The 12453-nt window shown below is 55.5% G+C and carries 13 protein-coding genes; 4 read left to right on the forward strand and 9 right to left on the reverse strand.

The genetic code is table 11. The features are described 5' to 3' along the window. Positions 1-72: 72 nt before the first annotated feature. Positions 73-1983 carry a biosynthetic arginine decarboxylase gene (gene speA, locus FE848_RS12405; RefSeq protein WP_200203383.1) on the reverse strand — a complete coding sequence of 637 codons (1911 nt, stop codon included), beginning with the start codon at positions 1981-1983 and terminating at the stop codon, positions 73-75. A gap of 214 nt (positions 1984-2197) precedes the next feature. Here speA and speE point away from each other — a divergent pair, with 214 nt between their 5' ends. After that, positions 2198-3079, forward strand: a complete 882-nt coding sequence (gene speE / locus FE848_RS12410) for a polyamine aminopropyltransferase (RefSeq protein WP_200203385.1) — start codon at positions 2198-2200, stop codon at positions 3077-3079. Between the two features lie 76 nt (positions 3080-3155). Here speE and FE848_RS12415 read toward each other — a convergent pair whose 3' ends face one another. Then, complete coding sequence (locus tag FE848_RS12415) at positions 3156-4424, reverse strand: ammonium transporter (protein ID WP_200203387.1); 1269 nt, start codon at positions 4422-4424, stop codon at positions 3156-3158. 71 nt (positions 4425-4495) lie between these two features. Further along, positions 4496-4834, reverse strand: coding sequence for a P-II family nitrogen regulator (gene glnK / locus FE848_RS12420; RefSeq protein WP_200203395.1), 339 nt, complete (start codon positions 4832-4834; stop codon positions 4496-4498). Positions 4835-5224: 390 nt separating this feature from the next. On the opposite strand from glnK, the gene FE848_RS12425 reads away from it, so the two are divergent. From FE848_RS12425 to trmB, 3 genes are all read left to right on the forward strand, one after another. After that, on the forward strand, positions 5225-5479 hold the full coding sequence (locus tag FE848_RS12425; RefSeq protein WP_200203397.1) for an accessory factor UbiK family protein: 255 nt from the start codon (positions 5225-5227) through the stop codon (positions 5477-5479). 88 nt (positions 5480-5567) lie between these two features. Continuing rightward, positions 5568-7094 (forward strand): YifB family Mg chelatase-like AAA ATPase, encoded by a 1527-nt coding sequence (locus FE848_RS12430; protein ID WP_200203399.1) that lies wholly within the window; start codon positions 5568-5570, stop codon positions 7092-7094. A 71-nt stretch (positions 7095-7165) separates the two neighbouring features. Further along, positions 7166-7918: a tRNA (guanosine(46)-N7)-methyltransferase TrmB gene (trmB, locus tag FE848_RS12435; protein WP_200203401.1), complete on the forward strand. Its 753-nt coding sequence runs from the start codon at positions 7166-7168 to the stop codon at positions 7916-7918. Between the two features lie 17 nt (positions 7919-7935). Here trmB and FE848_RS12440 read toward each other — a convergent pair whose 3' ends face one another. The 6 genes from FE848_RS12440 to metX are packed head-to-tail and all read right to left on the reverse strand — an operon-like array spanning position 7936 to position 12435. Next, positions 7936-8469 (reverse strand): hypothetical protein, encoded by a 534-nt coding sequence (locus FE848_RS12440; RefSeq protein WP_200203410.1) that lies wholly within the window; start codon positions 8467-8469, stop codon positions 7936-7938. Continuing rightward, positions 8469-9617 (reverse strand): radical SAM family heme chaperone HemW, encoded by a 1149-nt coding sequence (gene hemW / locus FE848_RS12445; RefSeq protein WP_200203412.1) that lies wholly within the window; start codon positions 9615-9617, stop codon positions 8469-8471. The genes FE848_RS12440 and hemW overlap by 1 nt, the downstream gene beginning before the upstream one ends. A gap of 5 nt (positions 9618-9622) precedes the next feature. Then, positions 9623-10222, reverse strand: a complete 600-nt coding sequence (gene rdgB, locus FE848_RS12450; RefSeq protein ID WP_200203414.1) for an RdgB/HAM1 family non-canonical purine NTP pyrophosphatase — start codon at positions 10220-10222, stop codon at positions 9623-9625. Between the two features lie 7 nt (positions 10223-10229). After that, positions 10230-10655 (reverse strand): DUF4426 domain-containing protein, encoded by a 426-nt coding sequence (locus FE848_RS12455; protein WP_265091933.1) that lies wholly within the window; start codon positions 10653-10655, stop codon positions 10230-10232. A 32-nt stretch (positions 10656-10687) separates the two neighbouring features. Then, positions 10688-11290, reverse strand: a complete 603-nt coding sequence (gene metW, locus FE848_RS12460; RefSeq protein ID WP_200203419.1) for a methionine biosynthesis protein MetW — start codon at positions 11288-11290, stop codon at positions 10688-10690. Continuing rightward, a complete protein-coding gene (metX, locus tag FE848_RS12465) occupies positions 11287-12435 on the reverse strand; it encodes a homoserine O-succinyltransferase MetX (RefSeq protein WP_200203423.1) in 1149 nt (382 codons plus the stop codon). The genes metW and metX overlap by 4 nt, the downstream gene beginning before the upstream one ends. Between the last annotated feature and the right edge of the window lie 18 nt (positions 12436-12453).

Consider the following 12453-nt stretch of genomic DNA (forward strand, 5'->3'; position numbering starts at 1 on the left):
GCCCCGGGATTGTCAGTTACGATATTTACGGGGCGGGTTTCAGAGCGGATCAGTTGTGTTTAAAAGAAACGCTTATTCTTCGAGATAAGTGTAACCCTCAAGCCCGGCAGCCAACTCTTCCAGCAGTACGGCTTGGGTACTTTCAGGCAAGTCACTTGCGGCAAACTTGTTGCGGTAAGCTTGCAGCAGGTTGTTGGGCTCGAAGTTAACATACCTGAGCACGTGGGCCACAGTGTCGCCGATAATGGGCGTGTTGATATCATAGCCCCCGGAATCGTTCAAACGTACGTCTACAGAGTGTGTGTCACCAAACAGGTTGTGCATATCCCCCAGAATTTCCTGATAGGCACCGGTCATAAAGAAGCCCATCAGCAAAGCCTCGCCAGGCTTCTCTTCGGGCAGGGGAAGGGTGGTTTCCGTGCCCTGGCCATCCACATAGCGGTCGATGCGGCCATCCGAATCACAGGTGATATCCTGAATCACCGCCCTGCGGGTGAGCGGGCGATTCAGGCCGTTTATGGGCATTACCGGAAATATCTGGTCGATGCCCCATACATCCGGCAGCGACTGGAAAAGCGAGAAGTTAACAAACAACTTCGCAGCCAGTTTTTCGTTCAGCTCGTCAATGATTTCGCGGTGGGCCCGGCTGTTTTTATCCAGTTGGCTGTGAAGTAGCCGGCAACAGCGGATGTACAGTATTTCTGAATCGGCACGCTCCTGCAGAGTGAGTGTGCCGTGGGCAAACTGGCCGTGAACATCTGCCATGGCGTGCAGAACGTCGTGATAGATTTCTGCCAGCGAGCGTGGAGATTCCGGGTCTTCCAGGCTTTTAAGGTCTCGCCAGAGATCTTGCAGAGGTGCCGGTGCATCCTCAGCTGGCTCTTGGGAAGAGTGATCTTCCGGCTCCTCATGGTCAATTACATTGGTCACCAGCACGGAATGGTGCGCGGTCAGTGCCCGGCCGGATTCGCTGATCAGATCCGGGTGCGGAAGGTCGTAACGATCGCATTCAGTTTGCAGCACACGCACCACGTTGTAGGCATACTCATACATGGTGTAATTCATGGAACAGGCGCTTCGGGAGCGAGTACCTTCGTAGTCAACGCCAAGCCCACCGCCTATATCCACGGTGTTCACCGGGGCACCCATGTGTCTCAGTTCGCTGTAAAAGCGCGCACATTCCCGCAACCCGGTCTGAATATCGCGAATATTGGCTATCTGGGAGCCCAGGTGGAAGTGCAGCAGTTGCAGGGTATCCAGGGCATCGGCTTCGCGCAGAGTGTTGACGACATCCAGAACCTGGCTGGCAGACAAGCCGAACTTGGACTTTTCGCCGCCCGTGTTCTGCCAGTTGCCCTTGCCAATGGTGGCCAGGCGAACCCGAACACCGATGAGCGGAGAAACCTCCAGCTTTTTGGCTTCGTCCAGAATCAGCGGCAACTCTGATTGTTTCTCCACCACAATAAACACCCGGTGGCCCAGCTTCTGGCCGATAAGCGCCAGGCGGATGTACTCTCTGTCTTTGTAGCCGTTGCACACGATAACCGAGCCAGTCTGCCTGGCCAGTGCCAGCACGGCCATGAGTTCTGGTTTGCTGCCGGCCTCCAGGCCGATTTGGCCGTTGCTGGCAGCCGGTTCTGCGGCAATCAGCTCTTCAACCACTCGCCGCTGCTGGTTTACCTTTATGGGGTAAACCGCTGTGTATTGGCCTTGGTAGTCATGCTCAGCGGTTACTTTATTGAATGAATTGCACAGCTTGTTCACCCGGTCGTGCAGAATATCTGTAAAGCGGATCAGCACAGGTAGTTGTAGCCCGGAGTCCACCAGCGAACGAGTTAACTCCGGCAGGTTGATCTCCGCATCGTTCTTGCCTCGGTTTGGCCGAATAACAACCTCACCCTCGGGATTAACGCCAATATAGCCATCGCTCCATTGGGTGATGTTATAAACCTTGTGGGCCGGTGAGGCGCTGGTGTTGCTCATGGATACTATCCTTATGAAAACCGGGGGCCGGGCAGGCCGGCTTAATGATTGGTATTGTAGGGTTTAGCCATTGCCGCTGAAAGGGCCTGTTTCCTTGGATGGGGTGGTAACGGCAGCAAACCTCAATAATTGCCAACAAACACTATGGCTGGCCGGCACAGGCCCCTACAATACACGTTTTGACCATTGCGCCAGGGTTTTGCAGGAGAGCACCATGACAACGCTGAATAAAGATTGGTTCACCGAAGTATTCCAGGATCAGGGAACCGCATTTTCCCTCCAGGTGAAAAAGAAACTGCACGAGGAGCAGACACCGTTTCAGAAGCTGGAAATATACGAAACGGAAACCTTCGGCAATCTTATGGTGCTGGATGGCTGCGTAATGCTGACCACCCGGGACAACTTCCTTTATCACGAGATGATGACCCACCCGGTGCTCTTCACCCATAAAAACCCGAAAAAGGTTGTGATTGTGGGAGGCGGAGACTGCGGTACCTTGAAAGAAGTGCTGAAACACCCTGATGTGGAAGAGGCCTGGCAGGTTGAGATCGACGAGCGCGTTACCAGCATGTCCGAGAAGTACTTCCCTGAGCTGTGTGAATCCAATGATGACCCACGTGCCAACTTCTTCTTTGGCGACGGTGTTCAGTGGATGCGGGAGGTGGATCCCGGCAGCATCGATATCATCATTATCGACAGCACCGACCCGGTTGGCCCCGCAGAAGGACTGTTTGCTCTGGATTTCTATCGCGACGCCATGCTGGCGCTGGGCGAAGGCGGTATTATCGTACAGCAAAGCGAATCACCGTTGCTGCACACCGATACCATCATCAAAGACATGCACAATGACATGCGCAAAGCCGGCTTCGACCACGTGCAAACACTGCCGTTCCCTCAGCCCGTTTACCCCACCGGCTGGTGGAGCTGCACCATGGCCAGTAAAGACAATCCGTTGAGGTATTTCCGCGAAGACGACGCCAACAAGCGGCCCTTCGTAACCCGCTACTACAATCGTGGCATTCACTACGGCGCGCTCGCCATGCCCCAGTTCATGATAGACGCCCTTGAAGACGAAACGCGTCCCGGAGAGGGTTAAGGCGGGGCTATGCTCAGAGCAAAAAAAGGGGGGAGCCAAATGGCTCCCCCCTTTTTTTACATGAATAAAGCCTGTATCACTTCCCGGTAACAAACTCCGGGTAGGCTTCCATGCCGCACTCAGCCAAATCAACGCCCTCGTACTCTTCCTGTTCGCTGACCCTTACTCCCATCACCGCTTTGATTATGCCCCACACCAGCAGGCTGGCCAGGAACACCCACCCGAAGATGGTTGCCGCGCCGATCAACTGCCCGCTGAAGCTTGCATCTCCGTTGGTAACGGGCACGAGTATCAGGCCGAGAAACCCGCATACGCCGTGAGCCGAGATGGCGCCCACTGGGTCGTCGATACGCAGTTTGTCGAGAAAGATAACGCTGAACACCACTGCTACACCACCCAGAGCACCCCAGAGAGTCGCAATCAGTGCACTTGGGGTAGAGGGCTCGGCGGTGATAACCACCAAGCCGGCGATGGCGCCGTTGAGGAGCATGGTTAAATCCGCTTTACCAAACAGCAGGCGACCGGTTGTCAGGGCGGCTATAGCGCCACCGGCAGCAGCAGCGTTGGTGTTGAGGAAAACCATGGCAACCGAGTTGGCACTGGCGATATCACCCAGTTTAAGAACAGAACCGCCGTTGAAGCCGAACCAGCCCATCCACAAGATAAAGGTGCCTAGCGCAGCCAGGGGCAGGTTAGAGCCCGGGATTGCCCGGATTTCACCCTTGGGGCCGTATTTGCCTTTTCGGGCGCCCAGCAGCAGCACGCCAGCTAGAGCGGCGGCTGCACCGGCCAGGTGGACAATGCCAGAACCGGCAAAGTCACTGAAGCCAAGGTCACCCAGGTTGTAAAGCCCGAAAACATCCTTGCCTCCCCAGGTCCAGGAGCCTTCCAGAGGGTAGATTACTCCGGTCATCACTACCGCAAAGGCGAGGAATGCCCAGAGTTTCATTCGCTCTGCTACGGCACCGGATACGATCGACATGGCGGTAGCGACAAACACCACCTGGAAAAAGAAATCTGCAGCGCTGGAGTAAATCGCACCGCCTTCGAAGCCATCTTCCCGGCTTGCAAAGTCACCCAGAACTGCCACCGCATCGGTTTGCTCAATGCCGCTTAGCAGAAGGGTGCCGTCGTACATAATGGCATAGCCGCACACCAGGTACATGGTGCAGGCAATGGCATAAAGCGCGACGTTTTTGGTGAGTATTTCGGTGGTGTTTTTAGCTCTTACCAGCCCGGATTCGAGCATGGCAAAACCGGCGGCCATCCACATAACTAATGCGCCGCACATCAGGAAATAAAAGGTATCTATTGCATACTGCAGGTGAAAAATATTGCTTTCCATAGGAAGCCCTCCGCACAAGGCACTTCAGATTGGTTTTTTTGCGTTGGTTTGTTCAGGTAACCAGAGCTGGATCAGACCGCTTCTTCGCCAGTCTCGCCTGTCCGGATTCGAATCGCCTGTAGCAGTTCGGTTACGAAGATCTTGCCGTCGCCAATTTTGCCGGTGTTGGCAGCTTTGGTAATGGATTCGATAACCTGGTCCAGAAGATTGTCGCCAATGGCTACTTCAACTTTTACCTTTGGCAGAAAATCCACCACATATTCCGCGCCACGATAAAGTTCTGTGTGGCCTTTCTGCCGCCCGAAGCCTTTAACTTCGGTGACGGTTACGCCTTGTACTCCAATCTCGGATAGTGCCTCTCGGACATCATCCAACTTGAAAGGCTTGATGATCGCTGTCACAAGTTTCATTGCTTTCTCCTTGGTAAAACCGTCCCAACATGAGAGGCCAGTGGCCATTCGTTGAGTTCGGAGTGCTGCCGCTCTGCACGTCAACTGTGCGGATTGCGTACAAGAGCTATAGCACCGGGTGTGCCAACGCAAAAAAATACTTTTAAATCATGGGTTTGATGATCTTTTGTTGCATGTTGCTGTTAGTCTGATAGTCAGTTTGTGCACCAGATCAGGGCGCTCTGCCATCCCTTGAGCCACATTGGAGCAAACCAAGGGGCAGGCAGCGCTATTATAGTGCCCAACGTGCCTAGTATGGCAGGGGTGGCGGTGTGATACACTCCTGCTAACAGGTCGCGGCTCTTGTCTTTTGGCCGAAATCGGACATTATTTTAATCAGTGAGGTGATGAGTGAAAGGCCCACAGGATATTTTTGCGCAGTTACAGGGGCAGTTTGGGCAATTTGTGCCGGATATGGCACGCGCCGCCCGGGACGATTTTGAAACTCAGGCCCGCGCAGCGGTTACATCGGTTCTGTCCCGCCTGGAACTTGTAACCCGTGATGAGTTTGATGCCCAACAAGCAGTGCTTATGAAAACCCGTGAAATGGTAGAAGCCCTCGAAAAACGAGTGGCAGAGCTGGAGAAGTCTCCGAAAGCTCAGTAAACCGAATTCATCCTGGCAGGACGCCGGGCTCAGGTGGGGCTAACCGTTGTGGTCCCGCACTGATACTCAGAAACCATGGAAGGTTGTTATGCTTGCTGTCGTTCATTCCCGCGCCATTATTGGCGTGTCTGCGCCGGAGGTCACGGTAGAGGTTCATCTCTCTGGGGGGCTTCCCGCGCTTTCTATTGTTGGCCTGCCAGAAACCGGCGTGCGTGAAAGCCGCGAACGCGTAAGAAGTGCCCTGCTGAACGCAGGCTTCGAATTTCCAGCCAGAAGAATAACCATCAATCTTGCCCCCGCAGACTTGCCAAAAGAGGGCGGCCGATTTGATCTGCCCATCGCTCTTGGTATTCTCGCCGCCTCCGGGCAGATCCCTGCTGAAAGCCTCACCGCCTTGGAATTCCTTGGAGAGCTCTCACTCGATGGCGCGCTCCGCCCGCTAAAAGGTGTGTTGCCCGCCGTTTTGGCGGCGCGAAAAGCAGGGCGGGGTTTGCTGGTGCCCAATAGCAACGCTGACGAAGCGGCGCTTGCAAGCCAGGGCGATGTGCTGGCAGCGGGGCATATACTGGCAGTATGCGAACACCTGAGTGGGCGCGCCCGTTTGGTGCCTGTGCCCCGCACAAAGCCGGAACACTTGGCATGCGCAAGTATGCCCGATCTTGCGGATGTGCGAGGCCAAAGTGTCCCTCGTCGAGCGCTGGAAGTGGCTGCCGCTGGTGCCCACAATTTACTCTTCTTTGGCCCCCCGGGAACCGGGAAAAGCATGCTGGCCAGCCGGTTACCCGGAATACTGCCGGATTTGAACGATGATCACGCCATGGAAGTGGCCAGCGTGCATTCGGTCGCAGGGTTGCGGGTAGGAGAGGGTGGTTGGCGCCAACCACCGTTCAGATCTCCCCACCATACGGCGTCTGCTGTGGCTTTGGTGGGCGGAGGTAGCAGCCCCCGGCCGGGAGAAATATCTCTGGCACACCGGGGGGTGTTGTTTCTCGACGAGCTGCCGGAGTTTGAGCGCCGGGTTCTGGAAGTGCTGCGTGAACCTATGGAAACCGGTGAGATCTCCATCAGCCGTGCCGCGCGGCAGGTCACGTTTCCTGCACGGTTTCAGGTTATCGGCGCTATGAATCCTTGCCCATGCGGCTACAGTGGGCATCCAACCATTGAATGCCAATGTACGCCCCAGCAGGTGATGCGTTATCGCTCGAAAATATCCGGTCCGTTGTTGGATAGGTTCGATTTGCATGTGGAGGTGCCTGTGCAAAGTGGCGACGTATTGATGCAATCCGGCGGGGATGGCGAGTCCAGTGCCCTGGTGAGAGAGCGGGTAGCGTTTGCCAGAGATCGCCAGACTCAACGTGGCTGTGTTAATGCGACCCTGTCAGGGCGCGAGCTGCAGAAGGTCTGCCGCCTTGAGCACACTAGTGAAAAGCTGCTTTCCGGGGCAATGGAGAAACTGGGGCTGTCAGCCAGGGCGCTGCACCGGATACTGCGGGTTGCGCGCACGCTGGCGGATCTTGAGGGAGCTGACTCGGTTACTCAGCCACATCTGATGGAGGCGTTGGGCTACCGACAGTTTGACCGTCAAACCGGAAAGAGTTCTGTGGTATCCGCCTGATTCTTTTTACTCTGGTAAACTGTGTGCAAACTCCGTTTACAACACCCGCAGCCTGGGGTTAAGGATTGCAGATGACTGACCAGAAAGAACCACACGACCTTGGCGACGAAAACGAATCGAAACAAGCGGCAAGCGAATCGCCTATTACGACTCGCCGTGGCGTCCGCAGCTTTGTTTTGCGCCAGGGGCGTATGACCGAAGGCCAGAAAAAGGCCTACGAACGCAGTTGGCCAAAGTTTGGCCTGGCCCGTGAAAACGGCATGATTGATCCACGCCAGGTCTTCGGCCGTGATGCCATGCTCAACCTTGAAATTGGTTTCGGCATGGGGCGTTCGCTGGCAGAAATGGCCGAAGCGGCCCCGGAGCAGGATTTCATTGGTGTGGAGGTTCATTTACCGGGCGTCGGCGCATTGCTCAAAGAGATCGAAGAGCGGGGCCTGGAGAACATCCGCGTTTACAACATAGATGCTAACGATGTGATCGATTTGTGCCTGCCGGACGCCTGCCTGGATCAGGTCATGGTGTTCTTCCCGGACCCCTGGCACAAAAAGAAGCATCACAAGCGTCGGTTGGTTCAGCCTGAATTTGTCCAACGCATACGCCATAAGTTGCGTGTTGGCGGCATTCTGCATCTGGCCACTGACTGGGAAAACTATGCAGAGCATATGATGGAAGTGATGGGTGATTCTGAGGGGTTTGCCAATACCCAGGAGCAGGGTCAATACTCACCGCGGCCGGATTATCGCCCGGTTACCAAGTTTGAAAAGCGTGGTGAAAACCTGGGTCATGGTGTTTGGGACTTGTTGTTTCACCGCACCAACTAGGTTTCACGCCTGAGCAGCTACCCCGGCGCTAATGGATGGCGCCGGGCTGCACGGATAATCACAAGCCCTGCAAGGCCTAGTGTAAGGGCCGTGAATTTGGCCAGGGAACTGATGGTGGCCGCAAGGCTAATGGCATCCGTGGGCGCCTCCAGGTTATTCAGCAGCAAGACATTCTCTGTCGCATCCGCCACGCCGGCAACAATAAACAGTGCCCTGACCCAGCGTGCGGCGGTTTGTTCACGAACGCCTGGCCGGTCGAGAGTGCAGTGTCGGGTTAGCAGAATCAGGGTCAGGCAGTAGATCGGGATGAAAAAGAAATCGAGCCAAAGAGACAGTTTGGCCCACTGCAAACCCTCCTCTCCCCAGCTTTGTACAATCGCCAGCGCTTGCTCAGCACCACCCGCTAACTGAAAGCTCACAATGCCCTGATGCGCAGCCCCGGTTTTCAGAGGCTGATTAATCAGTATTAGCACAGCGAGTAACACCACCGTTGCTATCAGGCAGCCTTTCAGAACTTTGGAGAAAGCCAACAATCGTTTTGCCGTGTCCATTACAGAAAACGCTCCAACAGGCTGTTGAGATACCTTTGCCCCAAGCCGGTGGCTTGAAGCCGGTCATCCGTCAGCAATTTATCATCACGCAACGACTGAAGTTGTACCTCAATGGATGACAAGGGTAAACCCGTTCGCTTATAGAAAAGGCGTTCATCCACCCCTTCGCGCAGGCGCAGAGCGTTCATCAGGAACTCCAGAGGGAGTTCTGCCACTCCTATCGTGTCGCTTCCGGCGGTACGACTGCCGATCCGGTTGAGGTAGGCCTCTGGCTGACGTGTTTTCCAGTAGCGCTTTATGGTGCCGTCGGGAAGGCTGATTTTGCCGTGCCCTCCTGCACCTAGCGCCAGATAATCCCCGAAGGTCCAGTAGTTGAGGTTGTGCCTTGAGGCCTTGCCTTGCTGGCACCAGGCAGACACCTCGTAGTCGCTGAAGCCGTGCTGGTACAGAAACTCACTACCGCGCTGGGCAATTTCCCAGAGTAGTTCGTCGTCTGGCAAGTCTGGTGGTCGGCTGTAAAACTCTGTATTCGGCTCCAGCGTGAGCTGATACCAGGATAAATGAGGCGGTTCATGGCTCATTGCGGCCCTGAGATCTTCCAACGCCTCGTTTGGAGTTTGGCCGGGTAGGCCGTGCATCAAGTCCAGATTGAAGTTGTCGAAGCCGGCCTTTTGGGCAGACTCGATCGCTCTATGTGCTGCCGTGCTGTCATGAATTCGGCCAAGGGCTTTCAGGTGTGCCGGGTTGAAGCTTTGCACACCGATAGATAAACGGTTGATGCCGGCGCCGCGGAAGGCCTCGAACCGGCCTTCTTCCAGAGTGCCCGGGTTAGCTTCGAGGGTGATTTCTGCCTCGGCTGCAAAGGCCAGTCGCTCCCGCAGTCCTTTGAAAAGTTTTTGGTAAAATGCGCCACTCATCAGTGAGGGTGTACCACCCCCGATAAATACGGTTTCTACAGTTCGGCCCGACGCCAGTGGGAGGTCCTGGTCAATGTCTTCAAACAGGGCATTAAGGTAGGCGGATTCAGGTATGTCGTTCTGAACAGCGTGGGAATTGAAATCGCAGTAGGGACATTTGCGCACGCACCAGGGTACGTGAATGTACAGGCTAAGGGGTGGCGTGACCGGCTCGGGTGTGAAAGTGGCCAAGGAACTCAGGCCTCAGCCTTGAGCTGTTCCATAAGCAATGCCAAGGCGCGGCCGCGGTGACTGACCCGGTTCTTCTCATCCCGGCTCAGCTCAGAAGCGCTGCAGTTCTTTTCCGGGCAAAGAAAGATGGGATCGTAGCCAAAACCACCGTCGCCTCTGGGTGCCCTGAGAATCGTGCCTGGCCAACGTCCATGGCACACAATGGGAGTGGGGTCGTCTGCGTGGCGCAGATACACGAGAACACAGTGGAATTGTGCGTTGCGCTGGCCGTCGGGCACGTCCTTCATGGCTTCCAGGAGTGCGTTAAGATTATCCGTATCGGAAGCGCCAGCCCCGGCGTAACGTGCGGAGCGAACCCCCGGTGCGCCGCCCAGTGCGTCTACCGCCAGGCCGCTATCATCAGCCAGTGCCGGCAAACCGGTTTCACGGGCGGCGTGGCGCGCTTTAAGAATGGCGTTCTCCACAAAGGTAACGGCTGGCTCTTCAGCTTCGCTCACCCCTAGTTCGCCTTGGGGCACTGGAATAAGATCCAGTGGCGCAAGAAGTTGGGTAAATTCGCTGATTTTGCCTTTGTTGTTACTGGCAATAACAAGTTGCTCGGGCATGGTCTGCTCAGTCGCCAAAAAGAGTGTGGGCAAAACGTACCGGTAAGTCCTGTTTATGCCCGGTAGGGCGAGCGGTAACGTTGAATGTCATCAGCTCACCAGATGAGTACTGGTACTGGGCAATAAAGTACACGGAGTCGCCTTCCTGTATTCTGCGAAAGGCCAGAAACTTTACTTGCTGAATGTCGTTTGAAACCTTGCCTTCCACCTGACCGGGTACGGGTTTAATAGTCCCGTTTGCGTCTTCCTGCATAATGGAAATGTTAACGACGCCAATACTTCTGCTGCGCTGAAGGTTGTTGGCCTTTGCGACTTCAGGTGTAAGAAAGGTGCTTGGAAACACGCTCCAGTGAACCTGATAGTCTCCGAAATCTTCCGATCCGGCCAAAGCGGGAAGGCTCACAAGGGCGGCCAGGAATGCGGCTGCTGCCATGGCAATAATGTTGTGCAGGGCTCTGGTTTTCATTACGTTTTCTCCCGGGTAATGCGGTAGATCGCGATCTCACCCAACAGGTTCGGCCAGAAACGCGCCAGCCAGTTGTTCTGGTGCTGACCGTCCACTACGCGACGGCTTTTGATGCGAATGCCTTTCTCGCGGCACAGGGCTTCAAAATCCTTGAAGGTACATAACCGTATGTTGGGGGTGTTGTACCACTTATAGGGTAATGCGTCTGATTCGGGCATGCGGCCGCTAAGAGCCAGCCCCCAGCGCAGTCGCCAGTGTGCGAAGTTGGGGAAGGTCACTATGCCTTCGTCGCCAAGACGCAGCATTTCATCCAGCACCTTGTCTGGGCGGCGAACTGCCTGCAGTGCCTGCGTCATCAATACAATATCGAAGCTGTTGTCTTCAAAGTTGTCCAGGCCCTGGGTATCCAGGTTCTGTTCGATCACTGAAACACCGCGGTTCATGCAGGTAGTTATGTGGTCGGGGTTAATTTCCAGACCAAACCCTGTGGCATTGCGTTCCCGCTTGAGGTAATCGAGCAAGGTGCCGTCACCACAACCAAGGTCCAGTACATGGTGGCCAGGCTTTACCCATTGCTGGATGATTTCAAGATCCGCTCTCATGCGCCCACCTCTCTGGCAACACGGTCCATGTATGCGGTAAAGATATCAGTATAGCGAGGGGTTGGGATCAGGAATGCATCGTGGCCCCAAGGTGCGTCAATTTCTGCATAACTTACCTTCCGCCGAGCTGCGATCATGGCGTTTACCATCTCTTCTGAACGGGCCGGAGTGAAGCGCCAGTCTGTGCTGAACGAAAGCACCAGAAACTCACAGCTGGCTTCAGCCATGGCCTTGGACAAATCTCCGCCAAACTCATAGGCGGGGTCGAAATAATCCAGTGCGCGGGTCATCAGTAGATAGGTGTTGGCGTCGAAGACTTCAGAGAAGCGCTCGCCCTGATAGCGGAGGTAGCTTTCAACCTGGAACTCGGCATCGTAACCAAATTTGTAAGCCTGATCTCGTAATTCGCGGCCAAATTTCTCTCCCATGGAGGCATCGGAGAGATAAGTGATGTGGCCTACCATTCGCGCCAGCATCAGCCCGCGGCGGGGCAGGGTGTCGAAATCAAAGTAGCGGCCATCATGGAATTCACGGTCCGAGGTGATTGCCTGGCGCGCTACCTCATTAAAGGCAATGTTCTGAGCTGTGAGGCGTGGACTGGAGGCAATGGCCACGGCATGTTTCAGCCTGTCCGGATAGTCCAGACTCCATTGCAGTGCCTGCATGCCGCCCAGAGAGCCACCTACTACCGCTGCCCAGCAGTCAATTCCGAGGCGGTCCGCCAGCAGTGCCTGGCTTTTAACCCAGTCGCCAACGGTGACTACGGGAAAATCCGGGCCGTAAGGCTTGCCTGTGGCAGGGTTGGTCGAGATGGGGCCGGTGCTGCCATGGCAACCACCCAGGTTGTTGAGGCACACTACAAAAAACCGATTGGTATCAACGGGCTTGCCGGGGCCTATGCAAGTATCCCACCAGCCGGGCTTGCGGTCGTCCATAGAATGGTAGCCGGCGGCGTGGTGGTGCCCGCTCAAGGCATGGCAGATGAGCACAGCATTGCTGCGATCGGCGTTAAGTTCGCCATAGGTCTCAACTACCAGATCATAGCGCTCCAGCGTTTGGCCGCACGCCAGTTCAATGGGCGTTTCAAAATGGTACGTCTGCGGGGTGACTACCCCGACAGAATCCACAGGCAGGGAATCGGGCATTGGCGCGGCAGGTTCCTG

This window comes from Marinobacter sp. 1-3A (assembly GCF_016597775.1).
GTDB lineage: Bacteria > Pseudomonadota > Gammaproteobacteria > Pseudomonadales > Oleiphilaceae > Marinobacter > Marinobacter xiaoshiensis.

What these genes read in the sequence shown, in the direction of transcription:
- speE (WP_200203385.1), top strand. Translation starts at nt 2,198, where the DNA reads ATGACAACGCTGAATAAAGATTGGTTCACCGAAGTATTCCAGGATCAG.
- FE848_RS12430 (WP_200203399.1), top strand. Translation starts at nt 5,568, where the DNA reads ATGCTTGCTGTCGTTCATTCCCGCGCCATTATTGGCGTGTCTGCGCCG.
- FE848_RS12455 (WP_265091933.1), bottom strand. Translation starts at nt 10,655, where the DNA reads ATGGCAGCAGCCGCATTCCTGGCCGCCCTTGTGAGCCTTCCCGCTTTG.
- FE848_RS12440 (WP_200203410.1), bottom strand. Translation starts at nt 8,469, where the DNA reads ATGGACACGGCAAAACGATTGTTGGCTTTCTCCAAAGTTCTGAAAGGC.
- trmB (WP_200203401.1), top strand. Translation starts at nt 7,166, where the DNA reads ATGACTGACCAGAAAGAACCACACGACCTTGGCGACGAAAACGAATCG.
- speA (WP_200203383.1), bottom strand. Translation starts at nt 1,983, where the DNA reads ATGAGCAACACCAGCGCCTCACCGGCCCACAAGGTTTATAACATCACC.
- metW (WP_200203419.1), bottom strand. Translation starts at nt 11,290, where the DNA reads ATGAGAGCGGATCTTGAAATCATCCAGCAATGGGTAAAGCCTGGCCAC.
- FE848_RS12415 (WP_200203387.1), bottom strand. Translation starts at nt 4,424, where the DNA reads ATGGAAAGCAATATTTTTCACCTGCAGTATGCAATAGATACCTTTTAT.
- metX (WP_200203423.1), bottom strand. Translation starts at nt 12,435, where the DNA reads ATGCCCGATTCCCTGCCTGTGGATTCTGTCGGGGTAGTCACCCCGCAG.
- rdgB (WP_200203414.1), bottom strand. Translation starts at nt 10,222, where the DNA reads ATGCCCGAGCAACTTGTTATTGCCAGTAACAACAAAGGCAAAATCAGC.
- glnK (WP_200203395.1), bottom strand. Translation starts at nt 4,834, where the DNA reads ATGAAACTTGTGACAGCGATCATCAAGCCTTTCAAGTTGGATGATGTC.